We start from the raw sequence: 18,791 nt of genomic DNA on the forward strand, positions 1-18,791 counted from the left end.
AAACGGGCGCCGAGGTCCGATTTGAGGCCCCAAGTCCCCCATCGATTTGACCACGTCCTGGCCGGTGCCGGGCCAAGCAAGCAGGAAATATAGCTTTGAGAGTCATCGCCAGTTCTATTCGCAAAGGCAACGTGATCGAGCAAGACGGCAAGCTCTATGTCGTCGTCAGCGCCGAAAACATCCACCCCGGCAAGGGTACCCCGGTCAGCCAGATCGAAATGCGCCGAATCTCGGACGGGGTAAAGATCTCCGAGCGCTACAAGACCACCGACCAGGTCGAAAAGGCCACCATTGAAGAGCGCAACTACACGTTCCTGTATGAAGATGGCGACGGCTTCCACTTCATGAACCCCGAGACCTACGACCAGGTCCAGGTCTCCAAGGACGTCGTCGGCGACGCGGCCTCCTATCTTCAGCCGGACATGACCGTCAAGCTGTCGACCCACGATGTCAACGTGGTCTCGCTCGCGCTGCCGCAGCGCGTGACGCTGGAGGTGGTCGAAACCGAGCCGGTGACCAAGGGCCAGACCGCCTCGTCTTCCTACAAGCCGGCGGTGCTTTCCAACGGCGTGCGCACCACCGTGCCGCCGCACATCGCGGTCGGTACCCGCATCGTGGTCATGACCGAGGACGGCTCCTACTCCGAACGCGCCAAGGACTGACGGGGAACAGAGCGATCGCAGGTGCCGCCGGGGGGCGAGACAGTGGTTGGGAAGGGTTTCCGCTTCGTCTCGCTTCTTTTGGCGTCGCTTTCGCTCCTCATTGCCGCTCCGCTCGCTGCGGATGAATTCCGCAGCCCCTCGCTCACGGCCCTGCGCGTCGACTGGCGCGCAGCGCTCGACCAACTCCGCACCGAGATCAACAGCCGCCCCCGCGTCGCGGACGATTTCATCTTCGCACCTCGCCGTTCGGTGCCGCGCTACGATCCGCGCGCGATGCCCGCCCTGGTGCAGCTCAACGCGGTTTCCTCACGATTCTTCACCGGCATCACCCGCAGTCCCGTGCCGGTGCTGCTGCCGTTCGACGCCGCCGCTTACCTCGAGGCGCAACGCAGCGGCGCGACGGCGACGCTCGCGCTGTCGCGCTATCAGGCGGACTTCAATCCCGTCGACATGTTCGATGCCGGCCCCGCCGGCTACAGCGCGACTTTCTCGCTCGAGCCCGGCGCCGGCGACGGCATGCCGGGCCGGGTGTTCACAAGGCCGGTCGAAGTGCAGATCACGGGCTCGGCGCTCGTCTACGACATCGCCGATCCCGCCGGCGGCAAGGGCGAGCAGATCAAACCGCTCGCAACACTCTACCCGGACCTGCGCAGGTTCATCCGGGAAGGCTATGTACGCTACGCTTTCACCCGTTTCGGCGTCGCCTATGTGGTGTCGATCCAGTGCCTCGACAGCGTCGCCAAGCCGCGGCGGCTGGCCTGCAAGGAAGCCTATCCGGTCGCCGAGCGCTTCCTGAGGGCCCTGCGCGTCGCGGGCGGCCAGCGCATGCGGCCATTGACGGACATTGCCTCCAACATCCTCGATCGCCCGACGGGCCGTTCGGCGGATTTCAGCTACCGGCCGAGCGGCGATATCATCCCGAACACCGGCTACCGCAAGCAGGGCGGCCATCCCGACGCAATGGCCTATGCACAAATCCGCTTTCCGCTCGAAAAGGCGCCCGCCTTCGTCCGCTCGCAATCCTATGCCAAGCGGGACAAGACGGAGAGCGCGACCGTCTATCCCTGGCGCGACAATTTCTGCGAGTCCCGCAGTTTCGAGGTCTGGCAATGCGCGGGCGGTTACGGCCATCAGGGCGAGGACATCCGCGCCGCCGACTGCCCGCCGCACGGCGAAGGCCGCGAGCCCTGCGATCCCAAGCAGCGCGGTGTCGTCGCCGTGCGCGACGCCATCGTGATCCGCGCGTCCAAGGACCAGGCCGCGACGCTTCAAGTCAACAGCCGCACCGAGCACATCCGTTTCCGCTACATGCACATGAATCCGCACGCAATGAACGCCGATGGCGTGCTCAATGGCCGCATCGTCACCGAAGGCGAGAAGATCGGTGTGATCTCGAATTATCTCGATCATCCCGCCGGCACCTCGATGCATCTGCATTTCGACGTGCAGGTGTTCACACGCGACGGCTGGATCTGGGTCAGCCCCTACGTCACCCTGGTCTCCGCCTACGAACGACTGATCCGCGCCCGCGGCCGGGAGGTCGGCCCGGAGATCGCGGTCACGTCGCAGCCGGTCGCCCATGCGCTGCCGGACGACGTGATCAAGCCGGATCTGCGCGAGGGATCGAGCGGCGAGGAGAATTGAGGGCTTGCTCGCTCCAATGAAGGGCGGTGCAAGAGCTTGTTGTCGCGCGCACCGCCGGCTCAAACAAAAACAGGGATCGGGGTGATGAGTGTCGGACTGATCGGTCTTCTCGACGATATCGCGGCGATTGCAAAGGTGGCAGCGGCCTCGCTCGACGATGTAGCGAGCCAGGCTGCCAAAGCGGGCGCAAAGGCGGCTGGCGTGGTCATCGACGACGCTGCCGTCACGCCGAACTACGTCATCGGTTTTGCCTCGAAGCGCGAACTGCCGATCGTCGGCAAGATTGCGGTCGGATCGCTGCGCAACAAATTGCTGATTCTGCTTCCCGCTGCCCTGCTGCTTGGTTATTTCCTTCCCACCGCGGTGACGCCGCTGCTCATGCTGGGCGGAGCCTTTCTCTGCTACGAGGGTACCGAGAAGGTGCTCGAAGCCGTGATGCCGCATCATGCGCACCACCACGAAGCCCAGCTCGAGCCGATCGCGCTGAATGCCCGGTCGGTCGAGGACGAGAAGGTCGCGAGCGCCATCAAGACGGATTTCATCCTGTCGGCGGAAATCATGGCGATCACGCTGGCGGCCCTTCCGGCGGGCAGCATCTGGATGCAGGCGCTGGTGCTGGCGCTGGTCGGCTTCGGTATCACGGTCGGGGTCTACGGCGTGGTGGCCCTGATCGTGAAGGCGGACGATGCCGGGTTGGCCCTTGCGCGCTATGACGGCGCCTCAGTCATTGGCGCCGCGATCCGCTCGCTTGGACGCGCGCTGGTCCGCGGTATGCCCACCTTCCTGGCGGTGCTGAGCACCATCGGCACTGCCGCCATGATCTGGGTTGGCGGCGGCATCATCCTGCACGGCATCGAAAAATACGGCCCGCCGGTGGTCGGCCGCACGGTCCATGCCGCAACCGAGGCGGCCGCGCACGCCCTTCCATCCGTTGCCGGCATCATCGAATGGTCGGTCGAGGCAGCCATCTCAGGCGTGCTTGGACTACTTGTCGGCGCCGTTGCGATTCCGGCAGTCCAATACGGTCTCTCGCCGGCATGGAAACGGCTGAGGCGATCGCAGGACCGCGCCTCCTAGCCGCCATCCGGGCGACGGGTGCGGGCTACTCCAAGAACGTCGTGAGCTGCGCGCCCTCGTCCGCAACGAACACCGCGATCAATTCCGCGGGCTCCGTCGCGCTGGCGTTGGCCGAGACCAGGTGCGTCGAGCCCGGCGGTTCGAAGAAGGACTGGCCGACGCCAAACGTCGCGACAGGACCGCCGCCGAGCTGGGAGCGGATCTCGCCCTTGGTGATGTAGGCCGTCACGGATCCAGCGTGACGATGCGGCCGTGAAAACCCGCCCGGACCATAGGTCACCCGCACGATGGTGACGCGCTTGCCCGGCACGTTCGGCAATGCGTAGGAGCCGATCGGTTCGACCTTGTCGAGCGGCGAGCTCTCCGCCGCCGTGGCGCAGAGCGGCGCCAGCGCGCCGGAGACGGCATCCATCGTCACCGGCAGCGCTTTGCCGATCGCCAGCGCACAGGCCAGCCCTGCAACGACGGCGAGCGCCGTCGAACGCGACGGCGCCGGACGCTGTACGGCAGATAAACTCATTGCTGTCATCATAACCTCCCTTCGTGCCGATCAGGATGCCGCAGCATTCGCGGCCACCGGCCGCGGCGCCGGCGTCCAGCGAAAGGCAGCCCCAAAGCGATTCCAGACATTGATCGAGGCGACCGCCGAGGTCAGGTACATCAGCTCGGTCTCGGAGAACTCCCGGGCAGCTTCGGCATAGACGTCCTCGCTGACGCCGTCGGGCAGGACAGTCAGCGCCTCGGCCCAGGCCAGCGCGGCGCGCTCACGCGGCGAAAAGATCGGCGCCTCGCGCCAGACTGCGACCAAATGGAGCTTGTCGACGGGAACGCCGATCCGTTCCGACAGCAGGACATGATGCTGCACGCAGAAGGCGCAGCCATTGATCTGCGAGGCGCGCAGCTTGACGAGCTCGATGAGCTGCTTGTCGAGGCCGGCTTTGGCCGCAAGCTGACCCAGCGCCAGCACCAGATCATAGACGTCAGGAGCGATCTTCTTGAAATCCTCGTATTCGCTACGGGCATGTGACATTGCCGTTCACCTCGTCTTATTGTATGAAGGCTTACATCTTATAAGAGCTCTTATATGTCACGCAAGTCCGCAGCCGCCGCAAGACCCAAAACCGCGTACAAGGCGACCGCACCTAGCGGCGACGTGCGTGTACCCGCGCCCGGAGAAGGCAAGCGTGGCGAGCAAGGTTATCTCGGCTATCTCCTGCGCCAGGCCCATGCCGCGGTCCGCCTGACGATGGAACGGGCGCTGGCCGATCTCGGCGTGACATCGCCACAATTCGCGGTGTTGACCATGCTCAACGCGTATCCGGGACTATCAGGCGCCGACGTCGCCCGCCTCACCTTCCTGACGCCCCAGACTGTCGGCGTCATCATCCGCAACCTCGAACGCGACGGCGCGATTCTGATGACGCCCCATCCAGTCCACGGCCGCATTCAGCAATGGACGCTGACGCCGCGCGGCGCGACGCTGCTGAAGGACTGCCGCGAGCGTGTGATCGCGCTCGAGAAGCGACTTACTCGGGGTTTGGATAGCAAAGCGGAAACGACAATCCGGCGCTGGCTCGCCGGAATTGCGACTGATTTACAGCAGGACCAGGTGGATTGACGTTCGTCTCTGGCGAAGCCCTACCCGTCCTTCAACGCGTCCTTGACGTCGCCGGCGGGCCAAGTCTCGGTCGCGACGATCACCCGCACGCGGGATCGATCCGTGGCATTGACCAGCACGTGCGAAGTCACCCGGTCGCGGCTCGGCTCCAGGTGCAGAGTGGTTTCGGGCTTCCAGCTCAGCGTGATCGCCAGATCGCCCGGAAAAATCTGCCAGCGCGATCCGTCGTCGAGCTCGACGACATGGCTTTCCGCATGCGCTTGTATCTTCATTCCACCTCGAATTCTCGATGACAGGCTGCGTGCGCGGAAAAGGCCCCGGCGATCAGCCGGGGCCTGCTCCGTTAGTCGTTGTCGTGATGAATCACGGTCTTTTCGCGATTGCCGAATTCATCCTGCTTCTTGATCACCGTGGTGCGATCAGAGGGCTCGCGCTCCCTGATGACGGTGGTGCGGTCGCGATCACGGTCCCGCTCGCGATACTCGTGGGACTGACCGACCGTCACACCGGCGCCGACCGGGCCGACGTGAACGCCGACTTCATCTGCGAACGCGGGCGTCGCGACGGCGGTGATCATGGCGGCGGCAAACAGACATGTCCTCATCATCTTCTCCTCCTTCCGGATACGGAGTGAATGCAGGACTGCGACAGTTTGTTCCGACAGAAGCATGATCCCGGGCCGCGCAGAATCAGCCACGCGGCTGTTCCAGGAACCGACCCACACAGGCCATGTTTCGGGCTACAATGTGCCCATGACGCACGCTGATTCCTCCCTCCATCCGACTCGCCGCAGCCTGCTGCAATCGACGTTCGGTGCAGCCGCTCTGCTCGCATTCCCGACACGCGTCCTCGCCGCGCCTCCAGGCTTCGACGAATGGCGCGAGAGCTTCCGCGCACGTGCGATGGCCAAGGGCATTTCGGCCGCGACCTGGCAACGCGCGATGGGACGGGTCGAGCCCGACATGAGCGTGTTCAAGCAGATGCGCAGCCAGCCCGAATTCCACGAGCAGGTCTGGCAATACATCAATCGCCGCGTCTCCGACTGGCGCGTCATCAACGGCAAGATTGCGCTGAAGAACAACGAGGCGCTGCTGGCGCGCATCGAGCGGGATTTCGGTGTCGAGCGCGGCACGCTGCTGGCGCTGTGGGGCGTCGAGTCCGCTTATGGCGATCCCCTGGTGCAGCAGAACCACATGACGCCGGTATTTCCCTCGCTCGCCGCACTCGCCTGGAACGAGCCGCGCCGGAAGGCCTATTGGGAGACCGAGCTGATCAACGCGCTACGCATCGTCGACAAGGGCTGGAGCACGCCCGAGCAGATGCAGGGCTCCTGGGCCGGCGCGATGGGCCATTCGCAATGGATGCCGGAAGTCTGGCTCAATGTCGGCATCGACTATGACGGCGACGGCAAGGTCTCGCCCTTCGGCAAGCCCGACGACGCGCTGGGTTCGACCGCAAAATATCTCGTCAACCGCGGCAAATGGCATCGCGGCGAGCATTGGGGCTATGAGGTGCGCGCCGCCGGCAATATGAGCGGCAGCCGCACCTATGCGGCCTGGGCGTCAGCCGGCGTCACCCGCGCCGACGGCCAGCCGTTCCCGCAGCCAAACGCATCCGCGCAAATGTGGACGCCGGTTGCGGGCGGACCGACCTTCCTGCTCGGACCGAATTTCTATTCCGTGAAGAGCTACAACCCTTCCATGAACTATGCGCTCGCGATCTGCCATCTCGGCGATCGCTGCCTGGGGGCGCCGCCCTTCATCCAGCCCTTCCCCGGCTCCGAGCGCGCGCTGACGCTCGCCGAGGTGCAGGAGATGCAGACGCGCTTGACGAAAGCCGGTTTCGACACCGGCGGCACCGACGGCCGGGTCGGCAACGACACCATGAAGGCGATCAAGGATTTCCAGCAGCGCGCAGGGATTGCGCCGGCGGACGGCTATGGCGGGCTGAAGGTGCTGGCCAAGCTGCGGCAGGGGTCGTAGGTACGCCGTCATTCCGGGGCTCGCGTAGCGAGAACCCGGAATCCATTCCTCCACATTGCTTGCTGCACGATAGATTCCGGGCTCGCGCCGAGTGGCGCGCCCCGGAATGACAGCCTGCCTCAATGCCGGTACTGCGGCTCCTCGGCATCCAGTTGCCTGCGGATCGCGGCGAGATGCAGCCGCGCGGATTCGGAATCGCCCTCGCGCATCTGCCTGTAGGTCTCGGCCGCGATCGCGGGATCGACCGGCAGCACCTTGCGGCCCGTCGACATCGCCAGCACCTGTACCTCGGCGGCGCGTTCGAGGTAATAGAGATCGTCCCAGGCTTCCGCGATGGTGGGCGCCAGCACCATCACGCCGTGATGCTTCATGAAGACGATGTCGGCATCGCCGACGGCGGAGGCGATGCGCGCACCCTCCCGATTGTCGAGCGCAAGGCCGTTGTAGTCGCGGTCGACCGCGGTGCGGCCGTAGAATTTCAGCGCGGTCTGGCCGGCCCAGATCAAGGGATCGCCCTCGGTCATCGACAGCGCCGTCGCATAGGGCATGTGGGTATGGAACGCGACCTTGGCGCGCGGCAGGCGCTTGTGCATCTCGGCATGTATGTAGAACGCGGTCGCCTCCGGCACGCCCTCGCCGTCGAGCACGTTGCCGTGGAAGTCGCAGATCAGCAGCTTGGACGCGGTCAGCTCGCGGAAGGCGTAGCCGTAGGGATTAACGAGGAACAGATCGTCATGACCAGGCACGACGGCCGAGAAATGGTTGCAGATGCCTTCCTCAAAACCGTTGCGCGCGGCCATGCGGAAGCAGGCGGCGAGATCCTCGCGTGCGGTGCGAATTGCATCGGTGGCGAGGTCCGGCCGGTTCGAGCGGAATGGCGCTGACGCGGGTGAGGAAGCGTGGAGGCTGTGCGCCATGGCGAAGGACACCTCTGTCGGTCGAAAGCTGCCGTCTTGTACAGGGGCTGCGCCTGCGCGTCAGCCCCTGCGACCGCCACCCTGCCCTGCGCGGCTCAGGCCCGCCGCGGCACGCCGCCGGCATTCATGCCGCCGTCGATGACGAGCTCGCTGCCGGTGACGTAGCGCGAGGCATCGGAGGCCAGATACAGCACGCCTGAGGCGATCTCCACCGCCTCCCCCGCGCGGGCGAGCGGCGTGACGACCTTGGCACGCTCCTCGGGATCGATCGGCGCGTTCTGGCCGGCGCCGGTCGCACCGGTCGGGATCTTGCCCCAGATCGGGGTATCGATGATGCCGGGATGCACGGAATTGACTCGGATGCCGTCGCCGGCCGCCGCGCATTCCATCGCGATCGACTTGGCGAACAGCCGCACGCCGCCCTTGGTCGCCGAATAGGCGGACAGACCCGGCGAACCGCGCAGGCCCGCGAGCGAGGACATCATGACGATCGAGCCGCCGCCATGCTTGCGCATCAGCGGCAGGCAATGCTTGACCGAGAGAAACACGCCGTCGAGATTGATCGCGTTCTGCTTGCGCCAGTCGGCGAGCGTCATGTCGACGATCGATGGCACGGCGATGCCGATGCCGGCATTGGAGACGAGAATATCGAGCCTGCCGTAGAGCTTGGCGATTTCGGCGACGATATCGATCCAGCGCTCCTCGCTGGTGACGTCCTGTTCCAGGAATACCGCCTTGCCGCCGGCTTTCGTCACGCGCTTGGCGAGCTCGGGCCCGCGCAGCTCATCGATGTCGGTGATGACAACGGTCGCGCCCTCGCGCGCGAACAGCTCGACGATGGCCTCGCCGATACCCGAGGCGCCGCCGGTCACCAGCGCGACCTTGCCCTCAACCTGCCCTGCCATGTTCACTCCCTTTTTTGTTGTTTGAGGCCGTTATCTTTTACGCATGATCTCTGCGCAAACGCGTTCCGCGTTTGTCGCATCAGATCTTGCGTCATCTAATCACGGATGGCCCCTGGTCCGGTAGCGCGACGTCGATGACGCGGAACTGCACCCGCTCGACGCCCTGGTAGCGGTCGACCGAAAGCGAACCGGCGACATGCAGCTGCTGGCCGCGGTTGGCGAGCAGCGCGTTGCCGAGCTTCTGGCCGATCGAGCGGAACGCAATGCCGTTGACGATGGCGCCATCGCCCGACTTGAAGCGCAGACGCAGATGCGCCTGCCCGACCTCGTCGGCAAAAACGAGCTGGTGTGCCGGCAGCGCCAGCACGGCTTCCGGATTGCCGCTGCCGAACGGACCGGCACGGTTCAACGTCGCCGCAAGCTCAGTCGTCACCGCGCGCGCGGAGACCGCGCCGTCGATATAGAGCTCGTTGACGTGGCGCGCCTCGGCGACGTCCTGCGCCAGCGCGTTCTCGAGATAGGCGCGAAATTCGGCGAGCTTCTCTTTGCGGAGCGTCACGCCCGCAGCCATCGCGTGCCCGCCGCCCTTGAGCAGAATGCCGTCAGTGACCGCCTGTCGCACCGCCTTGCCGATATCGACGCCCGCGATCGAGCGGCCCGAGCCGGTGCCGATGCCGCCTGGCTCCAGAGCAATGGCGAAAGCGGGCCGCGAGAACTTTTCCTTCAGCCGGGAGGCCACGAGGCCGACGACGCCGGGGTGCCAGCCTTCGGACGCCGTGACGATGACGCTGAGCTTGTCCTCGAGCCCGATCGAGGCCAGCGCCTCGGCTTCGGCTTGCGCTTCGGCCGCCTGCTCGATAACGCGGCGCTCGCTGTTGAGGCGGTCGAGCTCGGCGGCGATCCGCGCGGCCTCGACGCTGTCGCCTTCCAGCAATAGCCGCACACCGAGATCGGCGCGGCCGATGCGACCGCCGGCATTGATGCGAGGCCCCAGCATGAAGCCGAGATGCCAGGCCTCCGGCGGCCCGTTGAGCCGCGCCACATCCATCAGCGCGGTATGGCCGACATGGTCGCGGCGCCGCATCGCGATCAGCCCCTTGGCGACGAAAGCGCGGTTGAGGCCGATCAGGGGCGCGACGTCGGCAACCGTCCCGAGGGCGACGTGATGCAGCATGCCGAGCAGATCGGGCTCGGGCATCTCCGTGCTCCAGAAGCCGCGCTGACGCAGCTCGCGGTTGACCGCAACCAGCGTCACCAGCACGAGACCTACAGCGGCGAGATGGCCGAGGCCGGAGAGATCATCGAGCCGGTTCGGATTGACCAGCGCGTCAACCTCCGGCAGCTCGGTGCCGGCCTGGTGATGGTCGATCACGACCACGGACATGCCGAGCCGTCTTGCTTCGGCGAGCGGCTCGATACTGGTGGTGCCGCAATCGACGGTGACGAGCAGCGTGGCGCCCTTTGCCGCCAGGCCACGAACCGCTTCGACATTGGGCCCGTAGCCTTCGAAAATGCGGTCGGGAATGTGGATCAGCGGATCGAGCCCGCAATGGCGCAGGTGCCAGGCGAGCAGCGCTGCCGAGGTCGCGCCGTCGACGTCGTAATCGCCGAAAATCGCGACCTTCTCGCCCTTCGCCGCGCCGTCCGCGATCCGCTTCGCCGCGGCCTCCATTTCCGTCACGGTAAAGGGGTCCGGCAGGAGCTTGCGGATGGTCGGATCGAGGAAGTCGGCGACTGCGTCGATGTCGACGCCGCGGCCGGCCAATACCCGGGCCAGCAGTTCGGGAAGCTGGTGCCGCTGCACCATGGCGAGCGCCTGGGCCGCTCCGCGGGGATCCAGCCGGTCGCGCCAGAGCTTGTCGGTCAGCGAGCGCGCAACGCCGAGAAACGCCTGGGGCGCTTCGACGGGCAAGGCGGTTGCAGGCGGCGTCATGGGTCGCAATTGGTTTGAGGAACCCGGAGCCGACGGTATCGGTCCGGCTTGCAGGACGATTGACCCGGAATCCTCAGGGATTTGCAATCTCCGCGCCGCACAAAGCGGTGGATTGCCGATTTGCTGCGCCGACTGACTATCATTTGGGCATTCGGCGGAACAGCAAATTAAGCAGGCGTTAGGCGGAATCCTCGAAAAAGAATCGTATTCGATCTGTAAGCGATTGTTCCGGGTTCATTGCAGATCAGACCTCATTGCCAAGGGAAATCCCCGATGTCTGCTGCGCTGGGTCTGAAAGCCAAGCCGATCGCCACCGAACCCGCTGACGATGATTCCGACATCTCCGCGCTGATCAACCGCCTCACCGCGGAGGTCAACCAGATCGCGGTCGACAAGACCAAGTCGATCCAACAGATCACCAACCAGATGAAGATGCTGGCGCTGAACGCGCTAATCGAGAGCTCGCGCGCCGGCGCGCAGGGCGCGGGTTTTGCGGTGGTGGCGCAGGAGGTGCGCGGCGTCGGCCAGCAGGTCGAGACCATCGCGCGCGAGCTCGAAAGCCAATTGACCAAACGCACCGGCGATCTCGTCGCCTCGATCGACCGCATGAGCCAGCGCTCGCGCGGCGAGCGGATGGTCGACCTGTCGCTCAACGCCATCGAGCTGATCGACCGCAACCTCTATGAGCGCACCTGCGATGTGCGCTGGTGGGCGACCGATTCCGCCGTGGTCGATTGCGCGGCCTCGCCGACCGCCGCAGCGATTTCCCACGCCTCGCAGCGCCTGGGCGTGATCCTCGGCGCCTACACCGTCTATCTCGATCTCTGGCTCTGCGACCTCGACGGCAACGTCATCGCCAATGGCCGCGCCGACCGCTTTCGCGTGGTCGGCCAGAACGTCGCCCACACCAAATGGTTTCGCGAGGCGCGAACCTTGCGCTCCGGTGACGACTACGTCGCCGGCGACGTCGAGAACCAGCCGCTGCTGGGCAATGCGCAGGTGGCGACCTATTGCGCCAGCGTCCGAGCCGGCGGTCAGGCCCACGGCGCCCCGATTGGCGTGCTCGCCATCCACTTCGACTGGGAGGCGCAGGCTCGCGCCATCGTGCAGGGCGTGCGCGTCGGCGACAGCGACAAGGCCCGCGTCCTGCTGGTCGATTCGAATTTCCGCATCATCGCGGCGTCCGACGGCCAGGGCATCCTCAGCGAGCGCATCTCGATCTCGCTGAACGGCCAGCGCTCCGGCTTCTACCATGACCGCTCGGGTGCCCTGGTCGCGTTCCATGCGACCCCGGGCTATGAGACCTATCGCGGGCTCGGCTGGTACGGCGTGATCGTCTGCGGGGCGTGAGACAGCCGGCCGATTCAAAAACCCGAAAACAACCCCATGCACAGTAGCCAAAGGGCTGCTTTCATTGGTGTTTTCAGCTGGGCTTGCTTCCTCGTTCTCTCAAACATTTTGACACGTCGGGCAAAACAGGGGCAATCTGCGAGCATCGCAGATCGTGTTTGCGGCATGAGGGAACGACCCTTCGCGGTTTTGTGACATCGCCCCCCGGCTTCTGAAGCAGTTTCCGGCAAGCCGCGCCCGTTACAGGCAAGAGGCCCGCGTCCGTGATCGAATAGAGTCGCCTCGCATCACGTTAATCGACGTGAGCGAGTCCGCCCTGGCTAACCATCTCGCGCTCGTCACATGCCAAGGAGACATGCCATGAAGATCGTCGTGATCGGCGGAACCGGATTGATCGGATCCAAGCTCGTGGCGAAGCTCAAGCAGCGGGGCCATGACGCGGTAGCGGCCTCGCCGAAATCAGGTGTGAACGCCGTGACCGGGGAAGGCCTCGCGGCGGCGCTGGCCGGCGCGGATGTCGTGGTCGACGTGGCCAATGCGCCGTCTTGGGAGCCCGCCGCCGTGCTCGAGTTCTTCGAGCGCTCGAGCCGAAATCTCGCCGCGACCGAGGCCGCCGCAGCCGTCAAGCATCACGTCGCGCTCTCGATCGTGGGGACCGACCGCTCGCCCGACATCGCGTATTTCCGTGCCAAGCTCGCCCAGGAGACCATCGTCAAGGCCTCCGCGGTCCCCTACTCTATCGTCCGCGCCACGCAGTTCTTCGAATTCCTCGGCGCCATTGGCGAGGCGGGAGCGGCCGGAGACAAGATCGTCGTTCCATCGGCGCTGTTTCAACCGATCGCCGCCGACGACGTGGTCGATTGCCTCGCAGAGATCGCAACGGGGCGGCCGCTGAATGGCACCATCGACATCGCAGGCCCCGAGAAGGCTCCCTTCAATGAGTTCGTCGCGCGCCGCCAGAAAGCCTCCGGCGACAGCCGTACGGTGGTCGGCGACCCAAAAGCGCAATATTACGGCGCCTCCATTCAGGACACATCGCTGAACCCGCTCGGCGAGGCTCGGCTCGGGAAGACGCCGCTCGCAACATGGCTCGCGCGCCTCTGAGGGGCCGCCAGTCCCGCAATCAATAAAGAAACGGCAATGAAGGAAATCCCATGCGCAGATTGCTGATCGCAACGGCGGTTTACGCCGCGTCTGTCCTGACGGTCCATGCGGCCGAGACGGCAGCACCATCGGCCAAGGTCACCGTCGTATTTGACCAGGCGCTGCCAAATGTCCCCGGCAAGAGCATGAAGGGCGTGCTGGTCGAATATGGTCCCGGGGGCTCGTCGCCGGCCCACATCCACGCGCCCTCCGCCTTCATCTACGCCACCGTCCTGGAAGGCGCGATCCGCAGTCAGGTCAATGACGGCCCGGCCAAGGTCTTTCAAAAGGGGGAGAACTTTTCCGAAAGCCCCGGCGACCGCCACGGCATCAGCGCGAACGCCAGCGATACCGAGCCTGCCAAGCTGCTGGCCGTGTTCGTGGTGGATACGGCCGACAAGCAGCTGACGACGCCTCTCGCGAAGTAGCGCCAGACCGGCAGGCTGGCTGGCGATTGCCACCAGCGTCAATTGGGACTCTCGACGAAAACGACTGGCGTGCCTTTCGACAGGCTCGCCGCGACGCGTTCGGCGTCCCAATTGGTGAGACGCACGCAGCCGTGAGATTCCGCCTTGGAGATCTTGCCCGGCGAAGGCGTGCCGTGAATGCCGTAGCCTTCAGCCGACAGGTTGATCCAGACAGTGCCGACCGGATTGTTCGGACCAGGCCTGATCTTGAAGGGTGTGCGGGAACGGACGCCCTTGAAGTGATAGTCGGGATTATAGCGATAGTACGGATTGCGGCTGATTTCCGTGACTTTGAGCGTGCCCGAAGGCGAAGGCTTGTCTTCGCTTCCGACCGTCGCGGGATAGAATCCGATCATGACATTTGATTTATCGAACAGCTTTACCGTCTGCCTGACCTTGTCGACCTCGACCCTGTCGGCCTTGGCAGGTGCACCATTGCCCTCGTTGCCAATGTTCACCACGACGATAATCTCGCCCGCCCGGTCGAAATGGCGCCCGGGGTTGAGCATCTCCAGGAGTTGCTCGCTCATGTGAAACTTCTCGGCCAGCGCTTCGCGCGGGCTGGTGTAGCCGAGCTTCGGGATGTCCTTCATGTCTTCCATCTTCGACGGGAGTCTGGTCAGGAAAGGACCCGCCACGTCCTGCTGGGCGATGGTGTAGGTCGCGGTCGCCGGCCGGTCATCCGCTTGCAGCGCCTTCCAAACATCGTCCGATAGGGTATCGGAACTCGGCAATTGCTGCGCTTCCGCATAGGCCCGCAGCGCTTTCCTGGCATTCTCTCCGAACTTGCCGTCGATCTCGCCTAGCGAGAAGTGCGCCCGATCCAGGAGGACCTGCAAGCGCACGCCCGCCGGGGTCGGCTTCTCATTCGAAAGGCTCTTCTTCGTTGGCTGGGCAGAATTGACGGCATCCGCCGACATCTCGGCAGCAAACGCTGGCGGGGCCGCCAGGGCAAAGACAAGTAAGATGCAAATCTGCCCCGTTTTCGTCAGGGACATCGCCGCCTCCTTTCAGGTTTCCTGCGGTTGCATGTTGAACCCTGGGGCTGCAGCGGCAACCAGCTCGCGATACCGTTGTTCATACTGCCGCGCCATTCGGCGTGCGGTGAAGCGTTCCTCGAAGCGGGCACGCACCTTCCTTCGATCCAGCTTGCCCAGTTCGTCGACGGCCTTGACCGCCTGCTCCTCGTTCTCGACGATGAAGCCGGTCACACCGTGTTCGATCACCTCAGGGACGGAGCCGGAACGGTAGGCGATCACGGGCGTGCCGCAAGCCATCGCCTCGATCATGACCAGCCCGAAAGGTTCCGGCCAGTCGATCGGAAACAAAAGCGCGGCCGCCTCGCTGAGGAAGGCCTGCTTTTTGACGTCATCGACTTCACCGATGAGCTGGATCTTCTCGCCGTCGATCCGGGGCTCGAGGTGCTTCCTGAAGTAGGCGGTCTCGGCGCGTGGGATCTTTGCGGCGATGCGGAGAGGCATCCGGGCCGCGTGCGCGATCCGGATAGCGTCCTCCGGCCCCTTCTCGGCGGTCAAACGACCAAGAAATGCCAGATAGGATCCGTCCTCATAGGAGGGGCGCAACAGCTCCGACGGCAATCCGTGCTGAATCGTTCCAATCCATTTCGCATCGGGAAGCGGCAAGCGCTGGTGATCGGAAATCGACACGAAGCTTGCCTCGGGGAATTGCCGGATCACGTCCGGTAACCCCGGCAGGTCGAGGCGGCCGTGCGTGGTCGTGAGGAACGGCACGCCAAGGCGAGTGAGCAGCGGCAGTGGCAGCCAGTCGACATGCGCGTGGATCACGTCGAATTCCCTCGCCCGCTTCGCGATCGCTTCCAGCAGCATCGCGCTGGCCGCCCCGGGATCCGTGCCCTTTCGGCCCAGTCGCAGCGCGCGTGGCCATACCGGGTGAAGCTTGCCGGTCGTTCGGGAGTCGCCACTGGCAAATAGCGTGACGTGGTGTCCAAGCTTGACGAGGTCGTCGACCAGCCAGGCGACTACCCGCTCGGTGCCGCCGTAGAGCTTTGGAGGGACGCTTTCGGCCAGGGGAGCAAGCTGAGCGATGCGCATGATAGCCGGCCGCTATATCGCTGATCGGACGATCAGCACGATGGCTGCGGACAGGAGGTTCGAAATCGCGAGCAACGTCCAAGCCGGTCTGGCGCTTGCGCGCGCCAGGCGGCACAGGAGTCTCTCAAGCGACATCAACATGAGTCATCGGAAAGCCGCTCGAGATAGGCAAGCCCGAAACCCGTGAGTTCCTGGGCGTCGCCGTCGCTCTCTCGCGCTTCCCGTCTCCCTCGCAGATGGCGCTCGAGCAGGCAGCGACGGCCGTCGGCAGCATCGACATCGCGATGCCGCGCGCGGTACACGCACCATGCGGTATCGACCGCTGTTCGTAGCGGGCCGTCGTCGACCATGTTCCCAGCTCCGACGTGAAGATGTTCATGGGACGCCAACTCGTCGCGACGGCGGAAGTTTCCAGTTTTTCCCGAAAGTCTAATACTGCCCGCAAGGCGAGTGCAGCAAGCGCTTGCTCCCTGGTGCGTGCAATCAGGCGGCGCGCCGCGCGGCCATCCCCGCGGCGAGCAGCAACGCGGCCCGGCTGGCTCCGATCGACGCGACGCCTTGCCCGGCGATGTCGTAAGCCGTGCCGTGCGCTGGCGTGCAGATCGGGAATGGAAAGCCGCCGAGCAAGGTCACGCCGCGGTCGAAGCCCATCAGCTTCATCGCGATCTGGCCCTGGTCGTGATACATCGTCAGCACGGCATCGAAAGCGCCGGCCTTGGCGCGCAGGAAGACGGTGTCGGCCGGGAACGGCCCCTCCGCGGCGATGCCCTCGCGCTGGCCGGCCGCGACCACGGGCGCAATGATATCGATCTCCTCGCGGCCGAAATTTCCGCCATCGCCCGCGTGCGGATTGAGACCGGCGACGGCGATGCGCGGCCGCGCGAAACCGCCGTTGCGCATGCAGGCATCGGTCAGCTGGAGCGCACGATGGATGCGTTCGCTGGACAACTTTGCAGCAACGTCCCTCAGCGGAATATGGGAGGTGACTCGCGCGTTCCACAGCCGGTCCAGCACGTTGAACTCGCTCGCCGCGGTCTTGAGGCCGACCACTTCGGCCGAAAACGCGATCTCGTCGTCGTACTCGGCGCGGGCAAGCCGCATCGCCTGCTTGTTGAAGGGGGTGAAGCAGACCGCCTCGACGCGGCCGTCGCGGCCGAGCTCGAGCGCGTGCTTGTAGTTCGCCAGCGCAAATTTTCCGCCGGCAAGGGTCGCGGTCTTCGGCTCGACCTCCTTGGGATCGAGTTGGCCGAGATCGACGAACAGCGCCTCGCCCCCCGCCGCGCGAAGATCGGCCCCTTGCTCCACCATCTTCAGCGCCGGCCTGACGCCGGCAATGCGCGCGCCCTCCTCGAAGATGCGGCGGTCACCGATCACGACGAGCCGGCAGCCCGCGCGGATGTCGTCCTGCGCCACCAGCTTGGCCGTCAGCTCCGGGCTGATGCCGGCGGGATCTCCCATTGCCAACGCAATCAGCGGCTTTGCGGTCATATGATCACCTTCTCCTGGGCGGTCGTTTCGGTCACGGGGGCGGGCTTGCGCCAGAGACGCGCGAGCTGCAACGCGAGCGGAAGCAGCAGCAGCGCGATGCCGGCCATGATCAGGCATGTCACCAGCTTGTTCGCAACGAAGATCCCGAGCGATCCCTTCGACATCAGCATCGACTGCCGGAACGCATCCTCGGCCTTGTCGCCGATGACGATCGCGAGCACCAGCGGGGCCAAGGGATAGAACAGCTTCTTGAAGAGATAGCCGACGATTCCGAAGCCCAGCATCATGACGACATCGAGATAGGAGTTCGACACCGAATAGGCGCCGACGACGCAGATGATGACGATCAGCGGCGCGATGACGACGAAGGGAATCCGCATCAAGGCGGCAAACACCGGTACGGTCAGCAGCACCAAGGCGACGGCGACGATGTTGCCGACATACATCGAGGCGATCAGGCCCCAGACGAAGTCCTTCTGGTCGACGAACAGCATCGGCCCGGGATTGAGGCCCCAGATCATCAGCCCGCCCATCATGACGGCCGCGGTCGCCGAGCCGGGAATGCCGAGCGAAAGCATCGGCAGCAGCGCGCTGGTGCCGGCGGCATGGTCAGCCGTCTCCGGCGAGATGATGCCTTCGACCTCTCCGGTGCCGAAATAGCGGCCCCGGCGCGAGAAGCGGCGGGCGATGCCATAGCTCATGAAGGACGCCGCGGTCGGCCCGCCCGGGGTGATCCCCATCCAGCAGCCGATTGCGGCGCTGCGCAGCAAGGCAACGCCATGCCGCGGCAGGCGGCCGACCGCGCGGAGCACCTCGCGCCAGTCGATCTTCGAGGACACCGCGCGGGCGTGGAATTCCTCTTCGACCGCAACCAGCAGTTCGCCGATGCCGAACAGGCCCATCACCGCGACGACGAAGCTCACGCCCTTGACGAGCTCGTCGACGCCCATGGTGAGGCGGACGCTGCCGGAGACGGTGTCGATGCCGATCGCGGCGATCGCAAAGCCGATCGCCAGCGCCACGAGGGTCTTGATCGGCGCGGCGCCGCCCATGCCGACGAAGCTGGCAAAGGCCAGGAAGTAGACGGCAAAGTATTCCGCCGGCCCGAAGGCCAGCGCGACCTGCGCCACCCAGGACGCGAGGAAGGTAATCAGGATGACGCCGATCAGCGCGCCGAACGCGGCCGAGCCGAAGGCGGTGGCGAGCGCCGTGGTCGGCCTTCCGTCACGCGCCATCGGATAGCCGTCGAAGGTGGTCGCAACCGACGACGGCTCGCCGGGAATGTTGAACAGGATCGAGGTGACCGAGCCGCCGAATAGCGCCCCCCAATACATGCTGGAGAGCAGAATGATCGCCGACACCGGCTGCATGCCGAAGGTCAGCGGCAGGAGCAGCGACACCCCGTTCGGCGCACCCAGCCCCGGCAGCACGCCGACGAGAATGCCGAGCAGCACGCCGACGACCATCAGCACCAGATGCGGCACGGTGACCGCGATGCTGAAGCCGTGGAGGAGTTCCCCGAGATTGTCCATC

20 protein-coding genes are annotated in these 18,791 nt (G+C 65.1%); 8 read left to right on the forward strand and 12 right to left on the reverse strand.

Going from position 1 to position 18,791, the window contains the following annotated elements:
* The first annotated feature begins 95 nt into the window (after positions 1 to 95).
* The 3 genes from efp (at position 96) to XI04_RS24650 (ending at position 3,383) form a co-directional block, all read left to right on the forward strand.
* Positions 96 to 662 carry an elongation factor P gene (gene efp, locus XI04_RS24640; protein WP_018323088.1) on the forward strand — a complete coding sequence of 189 codons (567 nt, stop codon included), beginning with the start codon at positions 96 to 98 and terminating at the stop codon, positions 660 to 662.
* Positions 663 to 683: 21 nt separating this feature from the next.
* Positions 684 to 2,306, forward strand: coding sequence for a M23 family peptidase (locus XI04_RS24645; RefSeq protein ID WP_271609152.1), 1,623 nt, complete (start codon positions 684 to 686; stop codon positions 2,304 to 2,306).
* A gap of 84 nt (positions 2,307 to 2,390) precedes the next feature.
* The gene (locus XI04_RS24650; protein WP_028144774.1) at positions 2,391 to 3,383 is read left to right on the forward strand and encodes a DUF808 domain-containing protein; all 993 of its coding nucleotides are present in this window, start codon (positions 2,391 to 2,393) and stop codon (positions 3,381 to 3,383) included.
* A 25-nt stretch (positions 3,384 to 3,408) separates the two neighbouring features.
* On the opposite strand, the gene XI04_RS24655 is transcribed toward XI04_RS24650, so the two are convergent.
* Positions 3,409 to 3,912, reverse strand: coding sequence for a cupin domain-containing protein (locus XI04_RS24655; RefSeq protein ID WP_028144775.1), 504 nt, complete (start codon positions 3,910 to 3,912; stop codon positions 3,409 to 3,411).
* A 21-nt stretch (positions 3,913 to 3,933) separates the two neighbouring features.
* Complete coding sequence (locus XI04_RS24660) at positions 3,934 to 4,413, reverse strand: carboxymuconolactone decarboxylase family protein (RefSeq protein WP_028144776.1); 480 nt, start codon at positions 4,411 to 4,413, stop codon at positions 3,934 to 3,936.
* Positions 4,414 to 4,467: 54 nt separating this feature from the next.
* Between XI04_RS24660 and XI04_RS24665 the strand changes: the two genes are divergently transcribed.
* Complete coding sequence (locus XI04_RS24665) at positions 4,468 to 5,001, forward strand: MarR family winged helix-turn-helix transcriptional regulator (protein ID WP_028144777.1); 534 nt, start codon at positions 4,468 to 4,470, stop codon at positions 4,999 to 5,001.
* 20 nt (positions 5,002 to 5,021) lie between these two features.
* Here the strand turns inward: XI04_RS24665 and XI04_RS24670 are convergent, their stop codons facing one another.
* Positions 5,022 to 5,273: a hypothetical protein gene (locus XI04_RS24670; protein WP_271609151.1), complete on the reverse strand. Its 252-nt coding sequence runs from the start codon at positions 5,271 to 5,273 to the stop codon at positions 5,022 to 5,024.
* 71 nt (positions 5,274 to 5,344) lie between these two features.
* A complete protein-coding gene (locus XI04_RS24675) occupies positions 5,345 to 5,605 on the reverse strand; it encodes a hypothetical protein (protein ID WP_212476054.1) in 261 nt (86 codons plus the stop codon).
* A gap of 148 nt (positions 5,606 to 5,753) precedes the next feature.
* Here XI04_RS24675 and XI04_RS24680 point away from each other — a divergent pair, with 148 nt between their 5' ends.
* Positions 5,754 to 6,983, forward strand: coding sequence for a lytic murein transglycosylase (locus XI04_RS24680; protein WP_212429163.1), 1,230 nt, complete (start codon positions 5,754 to 5,756; stop codon positions 6,981 to 6,983).
* Positions 6,984 to 7,102: 119 nt separating this feature from the next.
* On the opposite strand, the gene XI04_RS24685 is transcribed toward XI04_RS24680, so the two are convergent.
* From XI04_RS24685 to recJ, 3 genes are all read right to left on the reverse strand, one after another.
* Complete coding sequence (locus XI04_RS24685) at positions 7,103 to 7,900, reverse strand: aldolase (protein ID WP_028144781.1); 798 nt, start codon at positions 7,898 to 7,900, stop codon at positions 7,103 to 7,105.
* 95 nt (positions 7,901 to 7,995) lie between these two features.
* Positions 7,996 to 8,805, reverse strand: a complete 810-nt coding sequence (locus XI04_RS24690) for an SDR family NAD(P)-dependent oxidoreductase (protein WP_271609150.1) — start codon at positions 8,803 to 8,805, stop codon at positions 7,996 to 7,998.
* A 91-nt stretch (positions 8,806 to 8,896) separates the two neighbouring features.
* The gene (gene recJ, locus XI04_RS24695; protein WP_038946684.1) at positions 8,897 to 10,738 is read right to left on the reverse strand and encodes a single-stranded-DNA-specific exonuclease RecJ; all 1,842 of its coding nucleotides are present in this window, start codon (positions 10,736 to 10,738) and stop codon (positions 8,897 to 8,899) included.
* A 273-nt stretch (positions 10,739 to 11,011) separates the two neighbouring features.
* Here recJ and XI04_RS24700 point away from each other — a divergent pair, with 273 nt between their 5' ends.
* The 3 genes from XI04_RS24700 (at position 11,012) to XI04_RS24710 (ending at position 13,659) form a co-directional block, all read left to right on the forward strand.
* Positions 11,012 to 12,088 (forward strand): methyl-accepting chemotaxis protein, encoded by a 1,077-nt coding sequence (locus XI04_RS24700; RefSeq protein ID WP_271609149.1) that lies wholly within the window; start codon positions 11,012 to 11,014, stop codon positions 12,086 to 12,088.
* 360 nt (positions 12,089 to 12,448) lie between these two features.
* Entirely contained in the window at positions 12,449 to 13,192 is a 744-nt protein-coding gene (locus XI04_RS24705; RefSeq protein ID WP_095424221.1) for an SDR family oxidoreductase, read from the forward strand.
* 50 nt (positions 13,193 to 13,242) lie between these two features.
* Positions 13,243 to 13,659 (forward strand): cupin domain-containing protein, encoded by a 417-nt coding sequence (locus XI04_RS24710; RefSeq protein ID WP_028144786.1) that lies wholly within the window; start codon positions 13,243 to 13,245, stop codon positions 13,657 to 13,659.
* A 38-nt stretch (positions 13,660 to 13,697) separates the two neighbouring features.
* Here the strand turns inward: XI04_RS24710 and XI04_RS24715 are convergent, their stop codons facing one another.
* The 5 genes from XI04_RS24715 to XI04_RS24735 all read right to left on the reverse strand — a co-directional run bounded on the left by XI04_RS24715 (position 13,698) and on the right by XI04_RS24735 (position 18,790).
* A complete protein-coding gene (locus XI04_RS24715; protein WP_038970221.1) occupies positions 13,698 to 14,696 on the reverse strand; it encodes a L,D-transpeptidase family protein in 999 nt (332 codons plus the stop codon).
* 12 nt (positions 14,697 to 14,708) lie between these two features.
* Positions 14,709 to 15,770, reverse strand: coding sequence for a glycosyltransferase family 4 protein (locus XI04_RS24720; RefSeq protein WP_271609148.1), 1,062 nt, complete (start codon positions 15,768 to 15,770; stop codon positions 14,709 to 14,711).
* Between the two features lie 134 nt (positions 15,771 to 15,904).
* On the reverse strand, positions 15,905 to 16,120 hold the full coding sequence (locus tag XI04_RS24725; protein WP_081494253.1) for a hypothetical protein: 216 nt from the start codon (positions 16,118 to 16,120) through the stop codon (positions 15,905 to 15,907).
* Between the two features lie 133 nt (positions 16,121 to 16,253).
* The gene (locus tag XI04_RS24730; protein ID WP_271609147.1) at positions 16,254 to 17,258 is read right to left on the reverse strand and encodes a 4-hydroxythreonine-4-phosphate dehydrogenase PdxA; all 1,005 of its coding nucleotides are present in this window, start codon (positions 17,256 to 17,258) and stop codon (positions 16,254 to 16,256) included.
* Complete coding sequence (locus XI04_RS24735; RefSeq protein ID WP_095424225.1) at positions 17,255 to 18,790, reverse strand: tripartite tricarboxylate transporter permease; 1,536 nt, start codon at positions 18,788 to 18,790, stop codon at positions 17,255 to 17,257. Before XI04_RS24735 ends, XI04_RS24730 begins: the two co-directional genes overlap by 4 nt.
* Position 18,791: the final 1 nt, after the last annotated feature.

The organism is Bradyrhizobium sp. CCBAU 11430 (genome assembly GCF_028128855.1).
GTDB classification, from domain to species: Bacteria; Pseudomonadota; Alphaproteobacteria; order Rhizobiales; family Xanthobacteraceae; genus Bradyrhizobium; species Bradyrhizobium ottawaense.